The 24,860-nt window shown below is 68.4% G+C and carries 25 protein-coding genes; 5 read left to right on the forward strand and 20 right to left on the reverse strand.

Annotated features, from left to right (window positions below; all coding sequences use genetic code 11):
- The first annotated feature begins 10 nt into the window (after positions 1-10).
- Both radA and disA read left to right on the forward strand, forming a co-directional pair.
- Positions 11-1,426 carry a DNA repair protein RadA gene (radA, locus tag A5688_RS18000; protein ID WP_067831247.1) on the forward strand — a complete coding sequence of 472 codons (1,416 nt, stop codon included), beginning with the start codon at positions 11-13 and terminating at the stop codon, positions 1,424-1,426.
- A 27-nt stretch (positions 1,427-1,453) separates the two neighbouring features.
- Positions 1,454-2,527 (forward strand): DNA integrity scanning diadenylate cyclase DisA, encoded by a 1,074-nt coding sequence (disA, locus tag A5688_RS18005; RefSeq protein WP_067831251.1) that lies wholly within the window; start codon positions 1,454-1,456, stop codon positions 2,525-2,527.
- Between the two features lie 24 nt (positions 2,528-2,551).
- Here the strand turns inward: disA and A5688_RS18010 are convergent, their stop codons facing one another.
- Positions 2,552-3,361 carry a hypothetical protein gene (locus A5688_RS18010; protein WP_120312336.1) on the reverse strand — a complete coding sequence of 270 codons (810 nt, stop codon included), beginning with the start codon at positions 3,359-3,361 and terminating at the stop codon, positions 2,552-2,554.
- Between the two features lie 124 nt (positions 3,362-3,485).
- Positions 3,486-4,103, reverse strand: a complete 618-nt coding sequence (locus A5688_RS18015; protein ID WP_067831257.1) for a carbonic anhydrase — start codon at positions 4,101-4,103, stop codon at positions 3,486-3,488.
- Here A5688_RS18015 and A5688_RS18020 point away from each other — a divergent pair.
- Entirely contained in the window at positions 4,102-5,013 is a 912-nt protein-coding gene (locus A5688_RS18020; protein ID WP_068268231.1) for an A/G-specific adenine glycosylase, read from the forward strand. The two genes, A5688_RS18015 and A5688_RS18020, sit on opposite strands and share 2 nt — an antisense overlap.
- Positions 5,014-5,019: 6 nt before the next feature.
- Here the strand turns inward: A5688_RS18020 and A5688_RS18025 are convergent, their stop codons facing one another.
- The 8 genes from A5688_RS18025 to A5688_RS18060 all read right to left on the reverse strand — a co-directional run bounded on the left by A5688_RS18025 (position 5,020) and on the right by A5688_RS18060 (position 13,240).
- Positions 5,020-6,498 carry an NADH-quinone oxidoreductase subunit C gene (locus A5688_RS18025; protein WP_067907788.1) on the reverse strand — a complete coding sequence of 493 codons (1,479 nt, stop codon included), beginning with the start codon at positions 6,496-6,498 and terminating at the stop codon, positions 5,020-5,022.
- Positions 6,495-7,961 (reverse strand): proton-conducting transporter membrane subunit, encoded by a 1,467-nt coding sequence (locus tag A5688_RS18030; RefSeq protein WP_068268233.1) that lies wholly within the window; start codon positions 7,959-7,961, stop codon positions 6,495-6,497. Before A5688_RS18030 ends, A5688_RS18025 begins: the two co-directional genes overlap by 4 nt.
- Complete coding sequence (locus A5688_RS18035) at positions 7,961-8,623, reverse strand: hypothetical protein (protein ID WP_067831267.1); 663 nt, start codon at positions 8,621-8,623, stop codon at positions 7,961-7,963. The genes A5688_RS18030 and A5688_RS18035 overlap by 1 nt, the downstream gene beginning before the upstream one ends.
- A complete protein-coding gene (locus A5688_RS18040; RefSeq protein ID WP_067911154.1) occupies positions 8,620-9,579 on the reverse strand; it encodes a respiratory chain complex I subunit 1 family protein in 960 nt (319 codons plus the stop codon). Before A5688_RS18040 ends, A5688_RS18035 begins: the two co-directional genes overlap by 4 nt.
- Complete coding sequence (locus tag A5688_RS18045) at positions 9,576-11,507, reverse strand: proton-conducting transporter membrane subunit (protein ID WP_067911182.1); 1,932 nt, start codon at positions 11,505-11,507, stop codon at positions 9,576-9,578. Before A5688_RS18045 ends, A5688_RS18040 begins: the two co-directional genes overlap by 4 nt.
- 41 nt (positions 11,508-11,548) lie before the next feature.
- Positions 11,549-12,028, reverse strand: coding sequence for an NADH-quinone oxidoreductase subunit B family protein (locus A5688_RS18050; protein WP_067831272.1), 480 nt, complete (start codon positions 12,026-12,028; stop codon positions 11,549-11,551).
- A 5-nt stretch (positions 12,029-12,033) separates the two neighbouring features.
- Positions 12,034-12,372: a lsr2/espR transcriptional regulator gene (locus tag A5688_RS18055; protein ID WP_120312335.1), complete on the reverse strand. Its 339-nt coding sequence runs from the start codon at positions 12,370-12,372 to the stop codon at positions 12,034-12,036.
- Between the two features lie 97 nt (positions 12,373-12,469).
- The gene (locus A5688_RS18060; protein WP_067911156.1) at positions 12,470-13,240 is read right to left on the reverse strand and encodes an alpha/beta fold hydrolase; all 771 of its coding nucleotides are present in this window, start codon (positions 13,238-13,240) and stop codon (positions 12,470-12,472) included.
- 63 nt (positions 13,241-13,303) lie between these two features.
- On the opposite strand from A5688_RS18060, the gene mhuD reads away from it, so the two are divergent.
- Together mhuD and A5688_RS18070 are read left to right on the forward strand one after the other, a co-directional pair.
- A complete protein-coding gene (gene mhuD / locus A5688_RS18065) occupies positions 13,304-13,624 on the forward strand; it encodes a mycobilin-forming heme oxygenase MhuD (protein WP_007772332.1) in 321 nt (106 codons plus the stop codon).
- Positions 13,599-14,963, forward strand: a complete 1,365-nt coding sequence (locus A5688_RS18070; RefSeq protein WP_067911159.1) for a serine hydrolase — start codon at positions 13,599-13,601, stop codon at positions 14,961-14,963. The genes mhuD and A5688_RS18070 overlap by 26 nt, the downstream gene beginning before the upstream one ends.
- A gap of 3 nt (positions 14,964-14,966) precedes the next feature.
- Here A5688_RS18070 and A5688_RS18075 read toward each other — a convergent pair whose 3' ends face one another.
- The 10 genes from A5688_RS18075 to A5688_RS18120 form a co-directional block, all read right to left on the reverse strand.
- Positions 14,967-15,509 carry a histidine phosphatase family protein gene (locus A5688_RS18075; RefSeq protein WP_067911162.1) on the reverse strand — a complete coding sequence of 181 codons (543 nt, stop codon included), beginning with the start codon at positions 15,507-15,509 and terminating at the stop codon, positions 14,967-14,969.
- Entirely contained in the window at positions 15,506-16,297 is a 792-nt protein-coding gene (locus A5688_RS18080) for a CbtA family protein (protein ID WP_067911163.1), read from the reverse strand. The genes A5688_RS18075 and A5688_RS18080 overlap by 4 nt, the downstream gene beginning before the upstream one ends.
- A 9-nt stretch (positions 16,298-16,306) precedes the next feature.
- Positions 16,307-16,522 (reverse strand): CbtB domain-containing protein, encoded by a 216-nt coding sequence (locus A5688_RS18085; protein ID WP_067911166.1) that lies wholly within the window; start codon positions 16,520-16,522, stop codon positions 16,307-16,309.
- A 234-nt stretch (positions 16,523-16,756) separates the two neighbouring features.
- Positions 16,757-19,303: an ATP-dependent protease ATP-binding subunit ClpC gene (clpC1, locus tag A5688_RS18090; RefSeq protein ID WP_067831284.1), complete on the reverse strand. Its 2,547-nt coding sequence runs from the start codon at positions 19,301-19,303 to the stop codon at positions 16,757-16,759.
- Between the two features lie 325 nt (positions 19,304-19,628).
- Positions 19,629-19,967, reverse strand: a complete 339-nt coding sequence (lsr2, locus tag A5688_RS18095; RefSeq protein WP_066868403.1) for a histone-like nucleoid-structuring protein Lsr2 — start codon at positions 19,965-19,967, stop codon at positions 19,629-19,631.
- 126 nt (positions 19,968-20,093) lie between these two features.
- Positions 20,094-21,590, reverse strand: a complete 1,497-nt coding sequence (gene lysS, locus A5688_RS18100; protein ID WP_067911168.1) for a lysine--tRNA ligase — start codon at positions 21,588-21,590, stop codon at positions 20,094-20,096.
- A 78-nt stretch (positions 21,591-21,668) separates the two neighbouring features.
- Entirely contained in the window at positions 21,669-22,484 is an 816-nt protein-coding gene (locus A5688_RS18105) for a type III pantothenate kinase (protein WP_067911171.1), read from the reverse strand.
- 2 nt (positions 22,485-22,486) lie between these two features.
- On the reverse strand, positions 22,487-22,906 hold the full coding sequence (gene panD, locus A5688_RS18110; RefSeq protein ID WP_067911174.1) for an aspartate 1-decarboxylase: 420 nt from the start codon (positions 22,904-22,906) through the stop codon (positions 22,487-22,489).
- A complete protein-coding gene (gene panC / locus A5688_RS18115; protein ID WP_067911177.1) occupies positions 22,906-23,844 on the reverse strand; it encodes a pantoate--beta-alanine ligase in 939 nt (312 codons plus the stop codon). The genes panD and panC overlap by 1 nt, the downstream gene beginning before the upstream one ends.
- The gene (locus A5688_RS18120; protein WP_067911180.1) at positions 23,841-24,752 is read right to left on the reverse strand and encodes a Rossmann-like and DUF2520 domain-containing protein; all 912 of its coding nucleotides are present in this window, start codon (positions 24,750-24,752) and stop codon (positions 23,841-23,843) included. Before A5688_RS18120 ends, panC begins: the two co-directional genes overlap by 4 nt.
- Positions 24,753-24,860 lie beyond the last annotated feature (108 nt).

Consider the following 24,860-nt stretch of genomic DNA (forward strand, 5'->3'; position numbering starts at 1 on the left):
CCGTCATGACGTGGCAACTGCGCGCTCCCAATACCGCTGTTCGGAATGCCGTCATGTCACGGCGAAGTGGGTCGGCCGCTGCCTGGAGTGCGGCACCTGGGGCACCGTCGACGAGGTCCCGGTTCTCAGTGCGGTCGCCGGCCGCCGCGCCGGCCTGGCCGCGGCGTCCCCGGCCGTGCCGATCACTTCCATCGCCCCCAACGCGAGCCAGCACCGCACGACGGGCGTAGACGAACTCGACCGGGTGCTGGGCGGCGGCGTGGTGCCCGGCTCGGTGACGCTGCTGGCCGGCGATCCGGGTGTGGGCAAGTCGACGCTGCTGCTCGAGGTTGCGCACCGCTGGGCGGAATCGGGCCGCCGCGCGCTGTACATCTCCGGTGAGGAGTCCGCCGGCCAGATCCGGCTGCGCGCGGACCGCATCGGCTGCGGCAGCGACGAGCTGTACCTGGCCGCCGAATCCGACCTGCACACGGTGCTCGAGCACATCGCCACGGTCAAGCCGGCCCTGGTGATCGTGGACTCGGTGCAGACCATGTCCACCACCGAGGCCGACGGCGTGGCCGGCGGTGTCACCCAGGTGCGCGCGGTGACGTCGGCGCTGACCGCCGCGGCCAAAACCAACGGGGTCGCGCTCATCCTGGTCGGGCACGTCACCAAGGACGGGGCCATCGCCGGGCCGCGCTCGCTGGAGCATCTCGTCGACGTCGTACTGCACTTCGAAGGCGACCGCAACGGCTCGCTGCGGATGGTCCGGGGGATCAAGAACCGGTTCGGTGCGGCCGACGAGGTGGGGTGCTTCCTGCTGCACGACAACGGGATCGACGGCGTCGCCGACCCGTCGAACCTGTTCCTGGATCAGCGTCCGGCGCCCGTCCCCGGCACCGCGATCACGGTGACGCTCGACGGAAAGCGACCGCTCATCGGCGAGGTGCAGGCGTTGCTGGCCACGCCCGCGGGCGGCTCGCCGCGGCGCGCCGTCAGCGGCATCGACCATTCCCGGGCCGCGATGATCACCGCGGTGCTGGAGAAGCACGCCAGGCTGCCCATCGCCATCAACGACATCTACCTGTCCACGGTCGGCGGCATGCGGCTGACCGATCCGTCGTCGGATCTGGCGGTCGCGGTCGCGCTGGCTTCGGCGCTCACAAGCCTGCCGCTGCCCACCACGGCGGTGATGATCGGCGAGGTGGGACTGGCCGGAGATCTCCGGCGGGTCAGCGGCATGGAGCGGCGGCTGAGCGAAGCCGCGCGCCAAGGGTTCAACATTGCGCTCATCCCGGACGGCGACGACCCCCGGCGCGAGATAGTGCCCAGCGGGATGCGGGCGCTCCGGGCGCCCACCATCGTGGCGGCGCTCGAGCACATGATCGACATCGCCGACCACCGCGGCGGCACGCCGGCAGGCCCGCGACGGCTGGACGCATGACGCGTCGGGCCTGAAGAATGACACGTTGTGACTCGTCCGACCCTGCGTGAGACTGTCGCCCGCCTGGCTCCGGGCACCGGGCTGCGTGACGGCCTGGAACGCATCCTGCGTGGCCGTACCGGCGCGCTGATCGTGCTCGGCAACGACGAAGCCGTCGAGGCCATCTGCGACGGCGGCTTCGCCCTCGACGTGCGCTACGCGCCCACCCGGCTGCGCGAGCTGGCGAAGATGGACGGGGCCGTCGTGCTGTCCACCGACGGCAGCCGCATCGTGCGGGCCAACGTGCAGCTGGTTCCCGATCCGTCGATCGCCACCGACGAGTCGGGAACCCGGCACCGCTCGGCGGAGCGGGCGGCGATCCAGACCGGGTATCCGGTGATTTCGGTGAGCCACTCGATGAACATCGTGACCGTCTACGTGGGCGGGGAGCGCCACGTGGTGGCGGACTCGGCGACCATCCTGTCGCGAGCCAACCAGGCCATCGCCACCCTGGAGCGCTACAAGATCAGGCTCGACGAGGTCAGCCGGCAGCTGTCGCGCGCCGAGATCGAGGACTTCGTGACGCTGCGCGACGTCATGTCGGTGGTGCAGCGGCTCGAGCTGGTCCGGCGGATCGGCCAGGTGATCGACAACGACGCGGTCGAACTCGGCACCGACGGCCGCCAGCTACGGCTGCAGCTCGACGAGCTGCTGGGCGGCAACGACAACGCCCGCGAACTGATCGTGCGCGACTATCACGCCAGCCCTGAGCCGTTGTCCGAGGCGCAGATGACGGCCACGCTCGACGAGCTGGACGCGCTGTCGGACACCGAGTTGCTCGACTTCACCATCCTGGCAAAGGTTTTCGGCTATCCGACCACCACCGAGGCGCAGGATTCGGCGGTCAGCCCGCGCGGCTACCGTGCGCTGGCCGGCATTCCCCGCCTGCAGTTCGCCCACGCCGACCTGTTGGTCCGCTCGTTCGGGACGCTGCAGAACGTGCTGGCGGCCAGCGCCAGCGACCTGCAATCGGTCGACGGCATCGGCGCGATGTGGGCACGCCATGTGCGGGAAGGACTGTCGCAGCTGGCCGAGTCGACGATCACCGACTCATTGAGCTAGCTGCGTGCTGATTCCGCGTTGGCGTCAGCCGGCCGGCGGCGCGGGCATCGGCGGCGCCTCCGGCTGCGGCACGGCGCCCGGCTGACCCGGTCCGGGTGCCGGGCCCGGTGGCGGCGGCGGCTGGTTCATGACGAACGGGACCGGCATCGAGCGCAGATTGCCCAGCTGCACGACGAGGTTGTAGGTGCCTGGCCCGATCGCCGGCCGCGGCAGCGGGCAGTGCGGCGCCGAGCCCATGCCCGTCCACGTCACCGCGGTGGTCACCTGCTCGCCCGGTGTGAAGGTCTTGATCAGCGTCTCGTTGGACGGCGCGCAATCCAGGTTGGACCACAACCGCTTGTTGTCCAGCGAGTAGACGTAGGCCGCCAGCACCGCGGCGCCGACGTCGCGCTTGCAGGCCACCAGGCCGATGTTGGTGACGACCATGGTGAACTTCGGCTGGTCACCGATGAAGTACTGGGGAGCGTTGGTCAGGCCCTTGACCGCCAGCGTCGAATCGGGGCAGTCGTCGCCCTCCTTCAGCACCGGCGGCGGCTGCACCGCGGCGGTGGGTGTGGGGGTCTCGGGGTTCTGGCCCTGCGCCGGCGGCGCCACCGGAGCGGGGCCCTCGGGTCCCGCCGGTGGGGGCGCCTGGGGCGCGGGCGATCCCGGCTTGTTCTGCGCGGCGCTGGCCTTGTCGGCATTGGCGGGCTTGGCTCCCCCGCTATGCCCCATGAAGGCGATGACGATGGCGGCCACGATCCCGATCACGACGACCGCGATGCCGATGGCCAGGCCTCTGCGCCGCCAATAGATCTCCGTGGGTAGCGGGCCACGCGGTTCCAGATCGAGCACGTTCGCAGCGTAGGCCCAGGTCACATCGATTCGGCTGACCCGCCTCGGCGTGTCGTCAGGTTTGCTGGCCGACCGCCGTGTAGTGGCGGTGAGGAACGCGGCCCCACGGGCGCCCTATTCGGCGCTATTCACCTATGTCGCCGGCGTGATCGCACAACTCGGCACGTCCGTCCGCAAGGTGGTAGGTGACCCCCGCCACCGCTACCGTGCCCGCGGCCACCCGCTCGGCGATGATCGCCGAGCGAGACGTCAGTTGCGCAACGGTTTCGCAGACGTGGCGCTTCTCGAACTCGTCGACGCGGCTCAGGCCCTCGCGCCGGCCCATCAGGATCGAGGGGGCCACGCGCTCCACCACATCACGCACGAAACCGCCGGGGATGTTGCCCTCGTCGATCGCGGCCAGCGCCGCCTTGACGGCGCCGCAGCTGTCGTGACCGAGCACGACGATCAGCGGCACGTTGAGTACCGCCACGGCGAACTCGATGGAGCCCAGCACCGCCGAATCGATGGCCTGCCCGGCGGTGCGCACCACGAACATGTCGCCCAAGCCCTGATCGAAGATGAGCTCGGCGGCAACTCGGCTGTCCGCGCAGCCGAACACGACCGCGGTGGGACTCTGACCCGCGGCCAGGCTCGCTCGGTGCTCAACACTTTGGCTGGGATGCTGCGGCTTACCGGCGACGAATCGCTCGTTACCCTCTTTGAGTGATTTCCACGCGGTTACCGGACTGGTGTTAGGCATGGCTGACATCATGCCGCATCCGCCGGTTGCGGGCCCAGAGTTCATATCAGCCGCCAATCTTGTTCACTGGTACGAAACTTCGAGGCGCGATCTGCCGTGGCGTGAGCCCGGGGTCAGCGCCTGGCAGATTCTGGTCAGCGAATTCATGCTGCAGCAGACGCCGGTATCTCGGGTGCTGCCGATCTGGACGGATTGGGTGCGGCGCTGGCCCACCCCGTCGGCCACGGCGGCGGCCAGCGCCGCCGACGTGCTGCGCGCCTGGGGCAAGCTGGGCTATCCGCGCCGGGCCAAGCGGCTGCACGAGTGCGCCGTCGTGATCGCGCGCGATCACGGCGACGAGGTTCCCGAGGACGTCGACACCCTGCTGACGCTGCCCGGGGTCGGCAGCTACACCGCCCGCGCCATTGCCTGCTTCGCCTACGGACAGCCGGTCCCGGTGGTGGACACCAACGTGCGCCGGGTGGTGGCGCGTGTGGTGCACGGCCTGGCCGACGCGGGCGCACCGTCGGAGACCCGCGACCACGCCGACGTGTCGGCGCTGCTGCCCGCCGATGGGACTGCACCGAAGTTTTCCGTCGCGCTGATGGAACTGGGCGCGACGGTGTGCACGGCGCGCGCGCCGCGCTGCGGGCTGTGCCCGCTGGGCCGGTGCGCGTGGCGGGACGCCGGCCATCCGCCCGCGCAGGGTCCGGCCCGCCGCGTTCAGACCTACGCCGGAACCGACCGTCAGGTCCGCGGACGGCTGATGGATGTGTTGCGCGCCAACGATTCTCCGGTGACGCGCGCTCAGCTGGATGTGGCTTGGCTGACGGATACCGCGCAGCGCGACCGGGCGCTGTATTCGCTGCTGGCCGACGGCTTGGTGACGCAGACGCGCGACGGCCGGTTCGCGCTGGCCGGCGAGGAGTAGCGCGTATCAGAGGTCATTGCCGGCGTAGGACTGGTTGAAGCTTTTGTTGGCCAACGGAAAGTCGGGGACGATGGTGTCGGCCATCGCGACGGGCAGCGCGGGCCAGTTGAACCATGACGGGTCGACGATCTTCGCGCGAGTGATGCGATTGGCGGCGTCGATTTCCACGCGGTGGACGATGGTGCCGCGCCAGCCCTCGACGATGCCGATGCCGCTGCGGGGTGCGCGCGGCGCCGGTGGCTTTTCATCGTATTCGATTGGGCCACTGTGTGATTCAATCAGATGGCAGGCCAGCTCGGTCGACGCGGCGAATTCGTCGCGCCGCACGGTGTAGCGGCCCAGCACGTCGCCCGCGGCTGCGTCGACCTCGGTGACGGGGAGTGCGGTGGTGGGGTGTTCGAGCCGGGCGTCCGTGCGCATTCCGCTGGCCCGCGCGACATAGCCCAGGCACCCGAGGGCGCGAGCGTCGTCCTGCTGCAGGATGGCCGTCCCGGCGAACCGGTCGTACACCACGGTGTTCTGCAGGGTCAGTTCGGCGACCTCGGCGACATCGGTGGCGATACGTCGCAGCGCGCTGACATCCGGCAGCGCCTGCAATGCCACCGCGCCCGGGCGCATCGCGCCCCGCAGCAGGCGGTGCCCGGTCACGGCGGCGTTGAGCCGCAGCAGTTGTTCGCGGATGCGCTGGGCGTGCGCGTGGGCGATCCCGAAGCCGACGTCGTTGGCCAGCGCGCCCAGATCGGCGGCGTGGTTGTAGAGCCGTTCGAGTTCGACCAGCAGCGCCCTTATCCGGTGCACCTCGTCGGGAAGTTCCATCCCGACAGCGTCCTCGACGGCGAGGCAGTGGGCGAGCGCGTGGGCAACGGACGTGTCGCCGCTGACGCGTTCTGCCAAATCGACTGCGCCGCCCGGCGCCCGCCCCTCGAACAGCTTCTCCAGCCCCCGGTGGACGAACCACAGTCTGGCCTTGAGTCGCAGCACGGTTTCGCCGGCGACCGAGAAGCGGAAATGGCCGGGTTCGATCAACCCCGCGTGCACCGGGCCCACCGGGATTTCGTACACCCCGGGCCCCTCGACGGTGACAAACGGAAAATGGCCGTCACCATCGAATTGGGGTACGGGCGGCGCGTCGCCACGCATGGGGTGCCAATCCTCGGGCCAGTGGGCATGGCGTACCAGTCGGCGCGCTTTGGGATGCCCGACGCACCGGATCCCGTACAGGTCGGCCATTTCTCGCTCGAAGCGACCGGCCGCAAACGACAGGTAAGACAGCGATCGAACCGACGGATCATCCTTCGGCACAACGCATTCGAGCTCGACACGCCGATCCGGCCAGCCGGCAAGGAACAGATAAACGACACGGAAGGCGTCGCCGTCGTCGTGCCCGGCCACCAGACCCAGGCGAAAACCCTTGCCCAGCAGGTCTTCCGTGGTCTCGGCCAGCCTCTCCTGAGAAAGGCGGTGGCGCTGCCATTGCGACCTCACCGCGGTCCCCCGACCTCGCCGGCGGCGGCGGTGAACAAGTCGGTGAGGGGGCCGGCGGTGACACCGAGGGCGATCGATGCGGCAATGCCGACGAGCAGCGCGGCCGCGACCGTTCGCGGGACGGTGATTTCGGGCGCGGCGGCCGGGCCGCCCAACAGGATGCGGCCGGAGTTGCGGGCCAGCGCGGCGAAGGCAACTGCGACCAACAGCATGCCCGCGGCGAGACCCCAGGTGAGCCGGGCGTCGGCCAGCGACCGGACGATGGCCAGCTCGCTGGCGAACATCGCGAACGGCGGCAGGCCGAGCAGCACGATCACGCCCACGGCGAGCGACACCCCGATCAGGCGGGAGCGCCGCAGCACCGCGCTGATGTCAGCGATCGCGGTGGAGTTGTGGGCGGCCTGCAACTGGCCGCTCGCCAGGAAGAGGACCGTCTTGCCGATGCCGTGGGCGAGGACGTGCAGCAGCAGCGCAGCGATGGCAAGCGTGGTTCCGGCCGCCGCGGCGATTGCGATCAGACCCATGTTCTCCATCGAGGAGTAGGCGAGCATTCGTTTGAGGTCCGGTGTCACCGTCAGCATCAGGGCCGAGACCACCAGTGTCGCGAGCCCGATCACCAGCAGGCCCGATCGCATGAAGCTGGGCCCGGCGGCCGCGTCGACGATCGGCTTGAGGCGAATCAGCACCGAGAAGGCCACCGACAGCAGCACCCCGCTCATCAACGCCGAAACCGGTGCGGGGGCCTGGCTGTGGGCGTCGGCCAGCCAGGTGTGGAACGGAAACAGCCCGACTTTCGCGCCGTAGCCGATCAGCAGCAGCCCGCCCGCCAGTCGAGCGATGTCCGGGTTCAGCACGCCGGCATGCGCCGTCAGCACGTCGAGGTTCAGGGCCGCAGCCGCCGGCGCCCCGGCATGCTCGGCGGCGTAGTAGAGCAGCACGGTGCCGAGAAAGGCGATCGCGATGCCTACCGAGCAGATCACGACGTACTTCCAGGTCGCTTCCAGCGCGGTGCGGGTTCTGCGGTGGCCGACCAGGAAGGCGGTGATTACCGTGGTCGCTTCGATCGCAATCCAGATCACGCCGATGTTGTTGGCGCACACCGCGACAACCATCGCCGCCAGGAAGGCCGCCGTCAGCGCGCCGTACACCCGGGCACCGCGCATGTCGGTGTGGCCGTGCGCGAGTTCGGCGTCCAGGTAGCCGATGCTGGCCCAGGTGGCCAGTGTGGCAACGGTTCCGATGACAATCAGCATGGTCACGGTGAGCGCGTCGACTCGCAGCAGCCCGCCGAATGCGAGCCGGGCGCCCGACCCGACCCGGAACGCGAGCGCCACGGCGCATGCGAGCACCGTCACCGCCGAGAGCAGGATCAGCGTCGCGCTCGCCCGGCGCCAGCCGGCAATCAGGACGGCCACCGAGGCACCAACCGGGGTGAGGATCGCGGCGAGCAGTAAACCGGTCATCAGTCGTGCAGCTCCTGTAGCGCGTCCAGATCGGCGCCGCCGAACGCACGAGACAGGCGGCCCGTCAGGACGCCGATCACGATGATCGCGAACAACACGTCCAGCGAGGCGCCGAGTTCGACGATCAGCGGCACTCCCGCGGTGAGCAAAAACGCGGTGGCGGCGATTCCGTTGTCCAGCATGAGAAATCCCGCCGCCTGCGACACCGCATGCCGCCGCGTGACCATCACGAGCAGCGCGATGAGCACCGCCGCGGTAGCGGCCGGCACTGCGGTGGTGGTCGCTGCGGGCTGCAGATTCACCAGGGGCCCAGTGGCGGCGAACGCGGCCAGCGTCAACACCGCGGTGATCAGGAGCGAGGTGGCGGTGTTCACCAATGGGGTGGCTTCCCGGCGCGTTTGCGCCTCGGCGCCGACCGCGCGGGCCAGTAGCCGCGGCAGCACAGCGACCCGCAAGACCAGCACCGCCACACCGACACCGATGAGCGCACCGTCGCGGTCGTATGCCCCGCGCAGGATGGGGATCGCCGCCAGAGCGACGCCCTGCCAGGCCAGCAGGCGGATGACGGCGACCAGGTCGCGGCGCCAGACGATCAGCACCGCGGCCAAGAGCAGGCCACCGGCGGCGAGGTCGACGAGTACCGAAAAGGTGCTGTAGGTCATGCCGGCACCACGAAGAAGTTGGCGGCGACGACCGCGAGCAACGCCAAGAGGAACGATCCGGCCAGCAACTCGGGTACCCGGAAGAGCCGCAGCTTGGCCACGAACACCTCGACGGTGGCCAGCAGCCCCGCCAACAACGCGACCTTGGCCACCACCGCCGCGACTCCGATGACGACGTCAACGGCGCCGGGCCGGTCCCCCGCAATGCCCCACGGCGCGAACAGGTTTGCCAACAGCGCCAAGAGCAAGGTCAATCGCATCCCGGCCGCCCACTCGACCAGGGCCAGCCGCGGACCGGCATATTCGAGGATCATCGCCTCGTGAACCATCGTGAGCTCGAGATGGGTGGCGGGGTTGTCCACCGGCAGCCGTCCGGTCTCGGCGACGATAACGATCACCAGCGCGGCGAACGCCAGCACCGCGGCCAGCGACACCACCTGCCCGGGGTGGGCGATCGTATGTGCCACCAGGGCACCAAGATTGGCCGATCCTGCCGGCATGGACAGCGCAAAGACCGCGAGCAAGATCGTGGGTTCGACCAGCGCGGCGATGGTGATCTCGCGACTGGCGCCCATGCCCCCGAACGAGGTGCCGGTGTCGATGCCGGCCAGGGTCAACGCCGCAGTGCCCACGAACAGCAGGCCGACGACGGCGAACAGGTCGGCACTGGCATCCAGTGGCGATCCGGTGGCGACCAGCGGCGCGATGGCGGCGATCAGCAGCGTGGTTCCGGCGACGATGGCTGGTGCAGCCGCGAAAACCACCGTCGTCCCGCGCGGGGTGATCTGTTGTTTACCAAGCTGTTTGACGATATCGCGCCACGGCTGCAAGACGCCGCCGCCGACGCGGCCTTCCCAGCGCGCACGCACCTGCTTGGTCAGGCCCACCACCAGCGGCGCCCCGGCCATCACGCCGACGATCTGGGCCGCCCCGGCGACATAGGAGAGAACGTTCATCGGGCGACCACCAGGACGATCAGCACGCCTAGCGCACCGTAGGCCAGATACAGGTGCACGCTGCCGGTGTGGGCGCGCCGCACCAAACCCCCAGCGGCAGCCACCGCCCGGATCACCGGCGTGTAGCAACGTTCCTCGATGGCATCGGAGATTCTGGTGCGGTAGCTGATCTTTTCAGCGAGATAACGCGACTCGGCGGTGTGAGTGACTTCAATGTCGGTGTCGGGACGCAGGATGTCATCGAAGACTCGTTGCAGCGGCTCGGCGAACGACGTGGCGGTGTACTGCATCCGCGCGGTGAGATCGTCTGCGCCACAGGCCCACAACGGCAATAATGCGGGTGCCGGACGCCGGCTCCGGCGCCAACGCCCCAGCATCGCCGCGATCAGCGCGGCCACCACGATGCCGGCGGCGATCGCGCCGGGTGCGATCGACCCCTGCAGGCCCGGCAGGCGCACCAGGGCGCCAAGATTGGTGAATTCCACCGCCCGGGCAACCGGTAGCGCGGAGATCGCCGAGCGCAGCGCGGGTGCCAGAAACGCGGGTGCCACGGCCAGCATCAGACAGGCCGCCGCGGCCAGCGCCATGCCGGCCAGCATGCTGCGCGGCGCCTCGACAGCCCGGGCCGCCTGCTCGGAACGCGGACGCGCCAAGAATCCGATCCCGAACGCCTTGACCATCGCCGCGACGCCCAGACCCGTGGTGAGCGCGACCGCGCCCACCGCCAGCGGCGTGGTCAACGCCAACACAACGGAATGCTCTCGCGCAGTGTGGATCAGCGACTGCACCAGCAGCCACTCGCTGACGAACCCGGCGCCAACCGGCAGCCCGGACGCCCCGAGGGCGGCCACCCCGAACAAGGTCGTCGTCACCGGCATGCGCCGGGCCAGACCGCCCAGCCGGTCGAGGTCTCGCAGCCCGGTCGCGGCGAGCACCGATCCCGCGGCGAGGAATCCGAGGCTCTTGAATGCCGCGTGCGCGGCGAGGTGCAGCATGGCGGCGGCCGCCGCGATCGTCGCTGGGCCGTGCGCGCCGGCGGCCGCGAACAGGGTGGCGGCCCCCAATGCCAGCGTGATCAGCCCGAGGTTCTCGGTCGACGAATAGGCAAGCAGCCGTTTGAGATCCGTGGCCACCGAGGCCTGCACCACGCCGTACAGCGCCGACACCGCGCCCACGGCCATCAAGACCAGCCCCCACCAACGCGGCCCCGGCCCGAGCAGCTGCAGATCGATGCGGCAAATGCCGTACACCCCAAGGTTGATCATCGCCGCGCTCATCAGCGCCGACACCGGGCTCGGCGCCTCCGGGTGGGCGCGCGGCAACCACGCGTGCAGCGGTACCAGTCCGGCCTTGGAACCAAACCCCGCGAGCGTCAACAAGAACACGACGGTGCGCGCACCTTGCGATACCCGGTGCAGGTCGGCGAACCGGTCCGCGCCACCAGCCGCGGACAACACCATCAGGCCGACCAATATCGCCACGAACGCCAACTGGGTCATCACCGCATACACCAATCCGGCGGAGCGAACCTGCGGTTCGGTGTGGTGGGTCAGCACCAAGACCAACGAAGCGACCGCCATCAATTCCCACGCCAGCAGGAAAGTGGTGACCGACCCCGCGGCGGGCACCAGCAACATGGCGGCGACAAACGCCGGCAAGACGGTCAGGGTGACGGCTCCCAGTTGCTCGCGCCGGGCGTACCCGATCGTGTATAGCCCGACCACCACCGCGACCGCGCCCGTGAGCGCCATGAAGAATCCGCCCAGCGGGTCGAGACCCAGCTGGATACCCGCCAGGGGAAGCAACCATCCGATGCGGACCACGCGCACCGAACCGAACATTCCCAGCGCGCCCACCCATACCCCGCCCGCACCCAGTAGCGAGGTCAGCACGCCCGCGCAGATGTATCCAGAATCCTTGCGGCGCATCAGGCTCGGTTCGGGTACCACTCTGGTCGCCAGCCCAGCCGTCACTTGCCGGTCACCGACCGCAGAGCCGCGACGATCTGGCCCGGCGTCGGCGGGCAGCCCGGGATCTCCAGATCAACGGGCACCACCTCGCCGACCGCGCCCGCCACGCCGTAGGCGTCGGCGAAAACGCCCCGGTTGATGGCGCAGTCCCCACAGGCGATCACCCGCCGCGGCAGCGGCGTGGCCTCGATCGTGGTGCGCAACGGGCCGGCCATGTTGTGTGTCACGACTCCGGTCACCAAAAGCGCGTCCGCGTGCCGCGGCGAGGCCACCAAGCGGGCACCGAACCGCTCGGCGTCATAGACCGGCCCGAACGCCCCCGCGATCTCCACCTCGCAGCCATTGCACGAACCCGCGTCGACGTGGCGGATCTGAAGCGAACCACGCACACCGGCGGGCGGCTTGATCGTCTGCCCCGGCGCGGCTGGTGCCGGTTCGGCGATGCGACCGACGCGCAAGGCCTTGCTGATCCAACCCACGGGCGCTACTCCGCGCCGCCGGCGCGCAGGTCTTCCAGCATCGCCACACGGTCGCTGAGCACCCCGCTGAGAACCTTGCGTGCCACCATCAGCAGTTCGGCGATGTCCGGGGAGGCGATCGAGTAGATCATCGCGTTGCCGTCCCGCAGCGCGTCAACGACTCCGGCTCGGCGCAGGACACCGAGCTGCTGCGACAGATTCGACGCCTCGAGCCCCACCTCGGGCAGCAGCTCGGCGACCGACTTGTCGCCCGTCACGAGCAGCTCCAGGATCCTGATCCGCGCCGGGTGCCCCAGCGTCTTGAAGAACTCCGCCTTGAGCTTGTACAGCGGCTCCGTCAACACAAATCTCCTGAAGACTACAAGCTTTATATATTCGATCGATTGAAGAATTTATCATATCGTGCTGCGTGGCGGCACATCAGGCAGTCGTCGGCGAGACTCAGTCGCGCGCAGGCAACGTCGTCAGGAACGACTCGACCACCTCGCGGTACAACTGGGGCGCCTCGTCGTGAACCAGGTGACCGGCGTCCGGCACCTTCAAATACCTTGTCGTGAAGCCGGTTTCGGCCATCTCTTGCATCTGCCCGGGCGGGGTGACCGAATTGCCGGCCTCGATGAGCAGTCCGGGCACGCGCACGTCGCGCCATTGCGTCCAATAGTCCCGGGTGCCCCACTCCGCGGCGATCTCGATCCACCGCGCGGTGTGACCGTGCAGCCGCCAACCGGTTTCGGTGCGGTCGAAGGCCTCCAGGAAGTATTGCCCGGCGACGGGCCCGAATTCGGCGTAAACCTGTTCGGCGGAGTCGAATTCGACTGGAAGGGCGTGCAGCCACGGTTCCCAGGGGCCGGTGGTCCGGCAGCGAAAGTCCGGCGCCATGTCCTCGAGCACCAGCGCGGAAACCAGTTCGGGGCGCTCGGCCGCCAGACACCAGGAGTGCAGGGCACCCATCGAATGCCCGACCATCCGGGCCGGCACCGCCAGCGCGCTCACGGCGTCGGCCAGATCGGCCACGAACCGTTCGGTGCTGATCGGGTGCGGATCGTCGACGTCGCGGCCGCGGTGCCACGGCGCGTCGTAGGTGTAGACGGTGCCCAGCCGGCTCAGCCAGGGCAGCTGCCGCGGCCAGGTGGTCCCCCGCCCCATCAGGCCGTGCACCAGCACCAGCGGCTCACCGGATCCCCCGTGGCAAGTCAGCAGCTGGCTGGGCATAGCACCATCTTGCGTGCACCGCCCACGGCTCGAGCACGGGGATGGGCGGGGTAGCCTAGCGGCATGTCGCCAGTGGTGAAGATCAACGCAATCGAAGTACCCGCCGACGCCGGCCCGGAGCTGGAGAAGCGGTTCGCCCACCGGGCGCACGCCGTCGACAACCAGCCCGGCTTCCTCGGCTTTCAGCTGCTCCGCCCGATCAAAGGCGAGAACCGCTACTTCGTGGTCACCCAGTGGGAGTCCGAGGAGGCATTCCAGGCGTGGGCGCAGGGGCCCGCCATCGAAGCGCACTCCGGCGAGCGGGCGAAGCCGGTGGCGACCGGGGCCTCGCTGCTGGAATTCGAGGTTGTGATGGACGTTGCCGGCAACAAGCAGGCTGGCTAGCGGGCTGCCGGCCTGGCGCCGCGCATTGACGCTGAGCGCGGCCGCCGCACTGCTAGTGGCATCGGCGCCCGGTTGCGCCCCCAACCCCTCCCCGCAGGCGAACGCGGCGAATCCGGGACGACAGATCGACACCCGCACCCCGCCCGGCATCCGGGCCCAACAGACGCTGGACATGCTCAACTCGGACTGGCCCATCGGCCCGGTCGGGGTCCGCACCCTCGCCGCACCCGACGAGGTCGAGTCGGTGGAAACCACCATGGAGGCGCTGTGGTGGGACCGTCCGTTCGCCCTTGACGGCGTCGACCTCGGCGCGAACGTGGCTACCCTGCACCTGACCTCGTCCTACGGTGCCCGGCAAAACATCCGGATTCACACCGACGACGGCGGGTGGGTGGATCGGTTCGATCTCGACACCCAGGCGCCCACGATCAACTCGTGGCACGACATCGACGCGGTGCTGAGCAAGACCGGTGCGCGCTACTCCTATCAGGTCGCCAAGGTCGACGACGGGCATTGCAACCCGGTGGCGGGCACCAACACGCGCGAATCCTTGCCCCTGGCATCGATTTTCAAGCTCTACGTGTTGCATGCGCTGGCGGGCGCGATCAAGGACGGGACGGTGTCCTGGGATGACCAGCTGACCGTCACCGACAAGAGCCGGGCGGTCGGCTCGTCGGGATTGGCGTTGCCCGCCGGGGCGCATGTTTCGGTGCGTACCGCCGCCGAAAAGATGATCGCCACCAGTGACAACATGGCGACCGACCTGCTGATCGGGAAGATGGGCACGCACGCCATCGAGGAGGCGCTCGCCACGGCCGGCCATCACGACCCGGCCAGCATGACCCCGTTCCCGACCATGTACGAGTTGTTCTCCGTTGGGTGGGGCAGACCGGACCTGCGCGGCCAATGGGAGCACGGATCGCCGCAAGTCCGCGGGCAGCTGCTGGAGCAGGCGAATTCGACGCCATACGACCCGGATCCGATGCGGGCCCACTCGCCGGCGTCCTCGTACGGCGCGGAGTGGTACGGCAACGCCGAGGACATCTGCCGGGTCCACGCGGCGCTGCAGGCCGACGCGGTCGGCAAGGCCGCACCGGTGCGCGAGATACTCTCCGCGGTCGCGGGTATCCAGCTCGACCGCAACACCTGGCCCTACATCGGCGCGAAAGCCGGGGGGCTGCCGGGCGATTTGACGTTCAGCTGGTACGCCGTCGACAAGACGGGCCAGCCGTGGGTGGTCAGCTTTCAGCTGAACTGGCCGCGCGATCACGGCCCGACCGTGACCAGCTGGATGCTCAAGGTCGCCAAACAGGCCTTCGCGCTGATCGCCCCGCGCTGAGGCTCACAGGCGCAGCGTCCAACGGCCATCCCGGAAGTGCATGACGACGCGGCCGACGGGTGCGACGTCGATGCGCCAAAACGATGCCGGGGCGATGTTCAGCGCTGCCACGATGGCCGCCCGGACCACCGCCGGGTGTGTCACCGCGACCGTGCGTAATGGGTTGGCGGTCAACGACTCCAGCCACCGCGCCGCCCGGGAGATCAGGTCGGCGATCGACTCACCGCCGTGCGGCGCGGCGACCGGCCGGCCGAGCCACGCCTCGAGTTCCCCGGGCGGCAGGGCCGCGAGCGCCTCCCCGCTCCACCGTCCGCAGTCGAGATCGGCCAGCAGCGGTTCTGTTTCGGCTTGCAGGCCAAGCAGATTCGCGGTCTGCCGGGTGCGCCGTTCGGGTCCGCACAGCTGGCGCGGTGCCGCGCCGGCGTTGACCGCCTCGACCTGTCGTCGGCCGATCGCGTTCAGCGGTTCGTCGGCGGGAAAACGCCCGTCCGCCATGGCATCCGTCATGCCATGCGAGAACAGGGTCAGCCGGACGACCTCGGTCACGCCGCGATGCTCGACGCCCGCCCGCCCTGAGCCCGCTCCGAAAGCAGCCGCCCGCTGATCGTCGCGAAGACCAGCCCGATGCCCGCCCACAGCACCAGCTGCGTGGCCAGCGAGAGCAGCCTGAACTCGTAGAGGACCTCGGCGGGGAAACCCGGATAGATGATCGTGCCCGCGCCGTCGCGCAGCGGTTCGGGGATCTCGTCCACGCCCGGCAGCAGCACCGCCACCACGACGACCGCCACCAGGTACGCACCGGCCGCCAGCAGTCGCGCGTTCCACTCGCCGAACCGCGCGGCCAGGCGCCGCGCCAGCCAGACCGCGCCGATCGCCAGCACCACCGACGCCGCCACCATCGCCAGGTACCAGCCGGTGCGCGCGCCGATCGTGTCGGCCTGTCCGACCGCCGGCGGGTTCGGCGGATATTTCAAGAACGGCACCACGTACACCGCCCCGAACGCCCCGGCCGCCAAAAGCAGCGAAAGCGCTTGCGGTCGGCCGACTTCCGTGCGGGCGTATACGACGCTGAACAGCACGGCGAACAGCGCGCCCATGGCCAGGCCGAAGATCAGCACACCGAATCCCAGTCCGGGACCCGCTTGCACGCCGCGGCTGAACAACTCGGCGCCGTGCTCGTGCACGCCATGCGCATTCTCGGCGTCGGTGCGGCCTTCTTCAAAAGCGATTGCGCGGCCTATGACGGGTTCGGCGCACAGGCGGGCGAAGACGAACGCCAGCACCGCGCCGAGCGCACCCGCCAGAAGACCGCCCGCGATAAGGCGTTTCTCCACGAGACGGGGTCAGTGGCAGGGGAAGCCGAGGAGATGCCGCGCGTCGTGCACGAACTCATGCACGTGCGAGTCGCTGCCGAACAGCGAGACCGCCCCCTGGTCGACGCCGACGAAGTACAGCGCCAGCACCGCGAGGAAAACGGTCGCCGCCAGCCAGAGTGCGGTGCTCGCCGCGGACAGATCGACCGATCGGGTGCGGCGGCCGGTTAGCTGTGGGTGGGACACAATCGACTCCTTCTGGGGATTACGCGTCCCCGCTGGGGTATGACGAGTCCCGGGTCTGACTTTGGACAGTGGCGCGACCGTTCTGGACTTTCACCAGATTCCGGTACCCGTCGATGACAACGGTCAGTGTAAACCCCGTGGTTTGCCGAGCAACCGGTGATCGATGCAGTCTTCGTGCAACGAAAAACGGGCGGTCAGCCCCGGTTGAGACTGACCGCCCGCTTTTGCTGGTCGTTACTGCGCGTCCGGCCCCGGGTCGGCGGCGCTGTGCGCCCCCGCCTTGGCCAGGTCCGGCTCGGCGGGCGGCTTGCGGGTTCCGGTGAAGGTGAACGTCGCGTCCTCGCCGGCGCTTTCGCCGTCCCAGTTGGCGACGTCGACCGTGACCACCTGTCCCGGACCGACCTCCTCGAAGAGGATCTTCTCGGAGAGCTGGTCCTCGATCTCGCGCTGGATGGTGCGCCGCAGCGGGCGGGCACCCAGCACCGGGTCGAAGCCGCGCTTGGCCAGCAAGGCCTTGGCCTTGTCGGTCAGCTCGAGGGCCATGTCCTTGCTCTTGAGCTGGGTCGCGACGCGGTTGATCATGAGGTCGACCATCCGGATGATCTCGTCCTTGGTCAGCTGGTGGAAGACGATGATGTCGTCGATGCGGTTGAGGAACTCCGGCCGGAAGTGCTTCTTGAGCTCGTCGTTGACCTTCTGCTTCATCCGCTCGTAGTTGTTCTCACCGCCACCCTGGGTGAAGCCCAGGCCGACCGGCTTGGAGATGTCCGACGTGCCGAGGTTCGACGTGAAGATCAGCACGGTGTTCTTGAAGTCGACCGTGCGACCCTGACCGTCGGTGAGCCGACCGTCCTCGAGGACCTGCAACAAGCTGTTGTAGATCTCCTGGTGCGCCTTCTCGATCTCGTCGAACAGCACCACCGAGAACGGCTTGCGCCGCACCTTCTCGGTGAGCTGGCCGCCCTCTTCGTAGCCGACGTATCCCGGCGGGGCACCGAACAACCGCGACGCGGTGAACCGGTCGTGGAATTCGCCCATGTCGATCTGGATCAGCGCGTCGTCGTCGCCGAACAGGAAGTTGGCCAGCGCCTTGGACAGCTCGGTCTTACCGACACCGGAAGGTCCGGCGAAGATGAACGAACCCGACGGGCGCTTGGGGTCTTTCAACCCGGCCCGGGTACGGCGGATCGCCTTGGAGACGGCCTTGACGGCGTCCTCCTGGCCGATGATCCGCTTGTGCAGCTCGTCCTCCATGCGCAGCAGCCGGGTGGTCTCGGCCTCGGTGAGCTTGAACACCGGGATGCCGGTCCAGTTGCCCAGCACCTCGGCGATCTGCTCGTCGTCGACCTCGGCGACCACATCGAGATCGCCTGAGCGCCACTGCTTTTCGCGCTCGGCACGCTGGCCCACCAGTTGCTTCTCGCGATCGCGCAGGCTGGCCGCCTTTTCGAAGTCCTGGGCGTCGATCGCCGATTCCTTCTCCCGGCGCGCCTCGGCGATCTTCTCGTCGAACTCGCGCAGGTCTGGCGGCGCGGTCATCCGGCGGATCCGCATCCGCGCGCCCGCCTCGTCGATCAGGTCGATCGCCTTGTCGGGCAGGAACCGGTCGTTGATGTAGCGGTCGGCCAGGGTGGCCGCGGCGACCATCGCGCCGTCGGTGATCGACACCCGGTGGTGCGCCTCGTAACGGTCGCGCAGACCCTTCAGGATTTCGATGGTGTGCTCCACCGTCGGCTCGCCCACCTGCACGGGCTGGAAGCGGCGCTCCAGCGCGGCGTCCTTCTCGATGTACTTGCGGTACTCGTCGAGCGTGGTCGCGCCGATGGTCTGCAGCTCTCCGCGGGCCAGCTTCGGCTTCAGGATGCTCGCGGCGTCGATCGCGCCCTCGGCGGCGCCGGCACCCACCAGGGTGTGCAGCTCGTCGATGAACAGGATGATGTCGCCGCGGGTGTTGATCTCCTTGAGGACCTTCTTCAGGCGCTCCTCGAAGTCACCGCGGTAGCGGCTGCCCGCCACCAGCGAACCCAAATCCAGCGTGTAGAGCTGCTTGTCCTTCAGCGTCTCGGGAACCTGCCCGTGCACGATGGCCTGGGCCAGGCCCTCGACGACGGCGGTCTTACCGACGCCGGGCTCGCCGATCAGCACCGGGTTGTTCTTGGTGCGCCGGCTCAGCACCTGCATGACCCGCTCGATTTCCTTCTCGCGGCCGATGACCGGGTCCAGCTTGCCCTCCATCGCCGCGGCGGTCAGGTTGCGGCCGAACTGGTCGAGCACCAGCGAGGTGGACGGGCTGCCGGATTCGCCGCCGCGGCCACCGGTGCCGGCCTCCGCGGCCTCCTTGCCCTGGTAGCCGCTCAGCAACTGGATCACCTGCTGGCGCACCCGGGTCAGCTCGGCGCCCAGCTTCACCAGCACCTGCGCGGCCACGCCCTCACCCTCGCGGATCAGGCCCAGCAGAATGTGCTCGGTGCCGATGTAGTTGTGGCCCAACTGCAGCGCCTCGCGCAGGCTCAGCTCGAGGACCTTCTTGGCGCGCGGCGTGAACGGAATGTGTCCCGACGGCGCCTGCTGGCCCTGGCCGATGATCTCCTCGACCTGGCTGCGAACGCCCTCGAGTGAGATGCCCAGCGACTCCAGCGACTTCGCCGCGACGCCTTCACCCTCGTGAATCAAACCCAGCAGGATGTGCTCGGTGCCGATGTAGTTGTGGTTGAGCATCCGGGCCTCTTCTTGCGCCAGGACGACGACCCTGCGGGCACGGTCGGTAAATCTTTCAAACATCGGGTTACCTGCTCTCCCTCACATCGGTACAAACCTGTTGGCGGCCCAGTGCCGGTCCTCTGTGGCCGGAATCGCGTACCTGCCTCCACTGTAATGGTCGGCTTGCCAGCGGGCCTAACCTTGCCGTGGGTTCTTCGCTGCTGACCCGCTCGGCATTTCCGGGGCCAATCTCACCTGCGACTGCCTGCGGCGTTGCGCCCCGTAACTGAAGAAACGTTGTGGGGTTCCGATTCGTTTCCGCAAGCCGCCCGACGATTGTTTCGCGCCCAGCGAAATGACAAACCGGCGCCCGGGTGTGGAGCCCCGGGCGCCGGTCTGAGGACTGCTAGGTCGCCGCGTGGAATGCGTCGATCACGTCGGCCGGGATGCGGCCGCGCGTCGACACGTTGTGGCCGTTCCGACGAGCCCAGTCGCGGATGGCTGCGCTCTGCTCACGATCGATCGCGCCACGGCCCCGGCCCGAGCCGGAACGCCCGCGCCGACGGCCGCCGACGCGACGCCCGGCTTCCACCCATTGCTTCAGATCCCCGCGCAGTTTCGCGGCATTCTTGGACGAAAGGTCAATCTCATAGGTCACCCCGTCAAGCCCGAATTCCACCGTTTCGTCGGCTGCGCCGGCACCGTCGAAATCATCGACCAAGGTGACGGTCACTTTTTTTGCCATTGGCTTACCCTCGCATTTCGTCCTGAACAGTTACTGAGCAGATTGGATCGGCCTCCCCGGTCACCAATGTGCCATAACAGCGCAGCATACTCAATCGGTACGGACAACGCACAGTTGGATTTTCAACTACGCTTGCGGGCGAACAATCGGGAACAAAACTGTCTCTCGAATTGACAGTCCGGTCAAAGTCATCAACAGCCGGTCGATACCCATTCCCGTTCCGGTACATGGCGGCATCGCATACTCGAGTGCTGCAAGAAAGTCTTCGTCGAGCACCATGGCTTCGTCGTCACCGGCCGCGGCCGCGGCCGCCTGCGCGGCGAACCTGTCACGCTGCACCACGGGGTCGGTCAATTCGGAGTACCCGGTGGCCAGTTCGACTCCGCGCAGATACAGGTCCCACTTCTCGGTGACGCCCGCGATGCTGCGGTGCTGACGCGTCAAAGGCGTTGTCTCGACCGGGAAATCCCTTACGAACGTGGGCGCGTCGAGTGCGTTGCCCACCGTGTGCTCCCACAGTTCCTCGACGATCTTTCCGTGTCCGTAGCCCCGGTCACTAGGGATCTCGACACCGAGCTGATCGGCGATGCCGAGCAATCGTTCGACCGTCGTCTCCGGTGTGATCTCTTCACCGAGTGCCCCCGACAGTGACGGGTACATTTGTATGGAAGCCCATTCTCCGTCTATGTCGTAGACACTGCCGTCGGGTAGCGGTAGTTGTCGGGTTCCGATCGCTTCGTCGGCTAGCTCTTGAATAAGCTCACGCGTCACTACTGCCGAATCGTCATAGGTTCCGTACGCCTGGTAGGTCTCCAGCATGGAAAATTCCGGAGAATGGGTGGAATCCGCACCCTCGTTTCGGAACACTCGATTTAGTTCGAAAACCCGGTCGAAACCACCTACAACGCAGCGCTTGAGGAACAGTTCGGGTGCGATCCTCAAGTAGAGATCGATGTCTAGCGCATTGGAATGGGTGATGAAGGGCCGCGCGGCCGCGCCACCGGCCAGCGTCTGAAGTATTGGGGTTTCAACTTCGAGAAACCCGCGGCGTTCCAATGCGTTGCGTATCGCGCGGATGACGGCGATACGCTGCCGCGCTACAGTGCGCGCCTGCGGGCGGACGATCAGGTCGACGTATCGCTGCCGCACCCGCGTCTCTTCGCTCATGTCCTTATGCGCGACGGGCAGCGGACGCAGCGACTTGGACGCCATCTGCCAGCAGTCGGCAAGCACGGACAATTCGCCGCGCCGCGAGCTGATCACGTTGCCGTGCACGTAGACGATGTCACCGAGGTCGACGTCGGCCTTCCACGCGTCGAGGGATTGCTGGCCGACCTTGTCGAGGCTGATCATCACCTGCAGCGCGGTGCCGTCGCCCTCCTGCAGCGTGGCGAAGCAGAGTTTGCCGGAGTTGCGGGCAAAGATGACCCGGCCGGCGACCCCGACGACGTCGTCGGTCGCGGTGTCGACCGGCAGGTCGGGATGGGCGGCACGGACCTGCGCCAGCGTGTGGGTGCGTTCGACGGCGACGGGGTAGGGGTCATGTCCCTCGGCGAGTAACCGAGCGCGCTTATCCCGGCGAATCCGGTACTGCTCGGGAATATCTGCATCGTCGGCACTCACGACGTGCCAGCTTAAAGGACCGGGCTTTGGGGCTGCGCCGACGGCTTTGTGTGCGCGCCGCGGTGCGCGGCCGGTGTGTCAGCGTGCCGGCTTCAACCGGCCCCGCTGGGCGTCGCGGTTGCGTTCGAAGATCAGCCGCAGGCCGTGCAGGGTCAGGTGCTGGTCGTAATGGCTGACGGTCTGCAACTCGGGCAGCAGCAGCGGCGCGTTGTGACCGGTGGCGACGATCGCGACGTCGTCGCCTGCAAAGCCGTCCACGTCCTCGCGGATGCGTCCCACCAGGCCGTCGACCAGTCCGGCGAAGCCGAACACCGCGCCCGCCTGCATGCACTCGACGGTGTTCTTGCCGACCACCGAACGGGGACGGGTCAACTCCACCCGGCGCAGCGCGGCCGAGCGGGCCGCGGCGGCGTCGGAGGACACCTGCAATCCGGGCGCGATCGCGCCGCCGAGGAATTCGCCTTTGGCCGACACGACGTCCACACAGATCGAGGAGCCGAAGTCGATGACGATGGCGGGGCTGTTGAATCGGTGAAAAGCCGCCAGACAGTTGACGATCCGGTCGGCGCCGACCTCTTTGGGATTGTCGACGAGCAGCGGGATGCCGGTGCGCACCCCGGGCTCGATCAGCACGTGGGGCACCGACGGCCAGTACTGGTCGAGCATGACCCGCACCTCGTGCAGCACCGAGGGAACGGTGGACAGCGCCGCGGCGCCGGTGAGCCGCTCGGAATCGTCGCCGATCAGACCGTCGATGGTCAGCGCCAACTCGTCCGCGGTGATTTCCGCCTCGGTGCGAATGCGCCACTGCTGCACGACTTTTGCGTGCTCTTTGGAGCCCGATATCAATCCGACGACGGTGTGGGTGTTACGGACGTCGATCGCCAGCAGCACGGCTACCGCGCAACGATCCGGGGATCCAGTAGCTCGGCCGCGTCGGCGGGCACGAACGCCGGGTCGTGACCAAGGTCGATCGGCTTGTTGTCGGCGTCGACGAAGACGATGCGCGGCTCATAGGACCGCGCCTCCGCCTCTTCCATGGTCCCGTAGGCGATCAGGATCACCAGGTCGCCCGGGTGAACGAGATGAGCTGCCGCACCGTTGATTCCGATCACACCGCTGCCGCGTTCGCCGGTGATCGCGTAGGTGACCAGCCGGGCGCCGTTGTCGATGTCGACGATGGTCACCTGTTCGCCCTCGAGCAGGTCCGCGGCGTCCATCAGATCGGCGTCGATGGTCACCGAGCCGACGTAGTGCAGGTCGGCCTGCGTGACGGTGGCCCGGTGGATCTTCGACCTGAGCATCGTCCTTAACATCAATTCCTCCAAGGTGATTGGGCGTAATCGTGGTGTCCGTCCGGCCCAGCGGTGCCGGCGGGTGTTTCAATCTGCATTTCGATGTTGTCCAGCAGCCTCGTGGTGCCCAGCCGGGCCGCAACCAGCAGCCGGGCCGAACCGTTGGCGGGCGCCGGGCCGAGCCCGGCGTCGCGTAGCTCGAGGTAGTCGACGGTGAGCGCGGGCACGGCGTCGAGCACCGCGCGGGCCGCCGCGAGCGCGGCCGCGGCGCCGTGGTGCGCGGCGTGCGCACCGGCCGTCAACGCCGCCGAAAGCGTCACGGCCAGTTCGCGTTGCGTGTCGTCCAGGTAGCGGTTGCGCGACGACATCGCCAGGCCGTCGGATTCCCGAACCGTCGGCACCCCGACGACTTGCACGTCGATGTTGAGGTCGACGACCATCTGGCGGACCATCACCAGCTGCTGATAGTCCTTCTCGCCGAAGAAGATCCGGTCCGGGCGCACGATCTGCAGCAGCTTGCACACGACCGTCAACATGCCACCGAAATGCGTTGGGCGCACAGCTCCTTCGAGTTCGGCGGCCAGCGGACCGGGCTGCACGGTGGTGCGCAGACCGTCGGGATACATCGCGGCCGCCGTTGGGGTGAAGACGATTTCGACGCCCTCGGGGCGCAGCAACGCGATGTCGTCGTCCAGGGTGCGGGGGTAGGCGTCGAGGTCCTCGCCGGCGCCGAATTGCAGCGGGTTGACGAAGATCGACACCACGACCACCGCACCGGGCACTCGCTTGGCCGCGCGCACCAACGCCAGGTGCCCGTCGTGCAGCGCGCCCATGGTGGGCACCAGCATCACCCGGCGCCCGGTGTGGCGCAGCGCGCGGCTGACGTCGGTGACATCGCGCGGGGCGGAGTAGACGTTGAGTTCGCCGGCGGTGAAGGCCGGTGACCTGCCGGGTCTCATGGCGCCAGCACCTCCAGCACATCCTTGGGGGCGTGCGCGCGCTGGGCGGTCCGCAGGGCGTTCACCCGGTACGCCTGCGCCAACTCCGGGGAGACCTGACCCAGCGCGGCCAGGTGCCCGGCGACCGCGGCCGCGTCGCCGCGCGCCACCGGGCCGGTGAGCGCGGCCTGCCCGCGTTGCAGGGTGTTCTCCAGCGCGGCCCTGGCCAGCGGCCCGATGATGCGTTCGGCGATGCCGCCGGGCTGGTCGTCGACGGACTGCTGGCCGAGCAGTTCGCTGCCGCGCAGCGCGGCGCGCAAGGCGTCGAGCGCGTCGGCCAGCACGGTCACGATGTGGTTGCCGGCGTGGGCCAGCGCGGCGTGATAGAGGACGCGGGCGTCCTCGGCGACGCAGAAGGGCTCGCCGCCCATCTCCAAGACCAGCGATTGCCCGATCGCGTATCCGACCTCGTCGGCCGCGGTGACGCCGAAGCAGGCATCCGACAGCCGGCTGATGTCTTCGTCGGCACCGGTGAACGTCATCGCCGGGTGAATCGCCAGCGGGATGCAGCCGTCCCGGGCCAGCGGCTCGAGAATGCCGATCCCGTTGGCGCCCGACGTGTGGACCACGATGGTTCCGGGCCGCACCGCCGACGTCGCGGCCAACCCGGAAACCAGGCCGGCGAGTTCGCTGTCGGGAACCGCGAGCAGCAACAGCTCGGCACCGGCGGCCACATCCGGCGGCGTCGCCACCGGCGTATCGGGCAGCCGGCGCTGCGCCCGCTGCCGCGACGCATGGGAGATGGCGCTACACGCCACCACGACGTGGTCCGCGCGCTCCAGCGCGACACCGAGCGCGGCGCCCACCCGGCCGGCCGAGATGATGCCCACCTTGAGCCGAGCCGGGCGCAGACCGTCGAACTGCACCATCGCAGACGACCTCACAGATATCTTCGTTCGTTCCGGTCCCACTTGGTGGGTACCGTTCGGTCACTACGACTGTAGTCGATTACCAGGCATTACCCAATGTGAGGAAGC

Source organism: Mycobacterium mantenii (genome assembly GCF_001667865.1).
GTDB lineage: Bacteria > Actinomycetota > Actinomycetes > Mycobacteriales > Mycobacteriaceae > Mycobacterium > Mycobacterium mantenii_A.

Coding starts and splice junctions, on each gene's coding strand:
- A5688_RS18020 (WP_068268231.1), top strand. CDS start 4,102: ATGGCTGACATCATGCCGCATCCGCCGGTTGCGGGCCCAGAGTTCATA.
- A5688_RS18015 (WP_067831257.1), bottom strand. CDS start 4,103: ATGCCTAACACCAGTCCGGTAACCGCGTGGAAATCACTCAAAGAGGGT.
- A5688_RS18030 (WP_068268233.1), bottom strand. CDS start 7,961: ATGACCGGTTTACTGCTCGCCGCGATCCTCACCCCGGTTGGTGCCTCG.
- A5688_RS18035 (WP_067831267.1), bottom strand. CDS start 8,623: ATGACCTACAGCACCTTTTCGGTACTCGTCGACCTCGCCGCCGGTGGC.
- A5688_RS18040 (WP_067911154.1), bottom strand. CDS start 9,579: ATGAACGTTCTCTCCTATGTCGCCGGGGCGGCCCAGATCGTCGGCGTG.
- A5688_RS18045 (WP_067911182.1), bottom strand. CDS start 11,507: ATGCGCCGCAAGGATTCTGGATACATCTGCGCGGGCGTGCTGACCTCG.
- A5688_RS18060 (WP_067911156.1), bottom strand. CDS start 13,240: ATGCCCAGCCAGCTGCTGACTTGCCACGGGGGATCCGGTGAGCCGCTG.
- mhuD (WP_007772332.1), top strand. CDS start 13,304: ATGTCGCCAGTGGTGAAGATCAACGCAATCGAAGTACCCGCCGACGCC.
- clpC1 (WP_067831284.1), bottom strand. CDS start 19,303: ATGTTTGAAAGATTTACCGACCGTGCCCGCAGGGTCGTCGTCCTGGCG.
- lsr2 (WP_066868403.1), bottom strand. CDS start 19,967: ATGGCAAAAAAAGTGACCGTCACCTTGGTCGATGATTTCGACGGTGCC.
- panD (WP_067911174.1), bottom strand. CDS start 22,906: ATGTTAAGGACGATGCTCAGGTCGAAGATCCACCGGGCCACCGTCACG.
- panC (WP_067911177.1), bottom strand. CDS start 23,844: ATGAGACCCGGCAGGTCACCGGCCTTCACCGCCGGCGAACTCAACGTC.
- A5688_RS18120 (WP_067911180.1), bottom strand. CDS start 24,752: ATGGTGCAGTTCGACGGTCTGCGCCCGGCTCGGCTCAAGGTGGGCATC.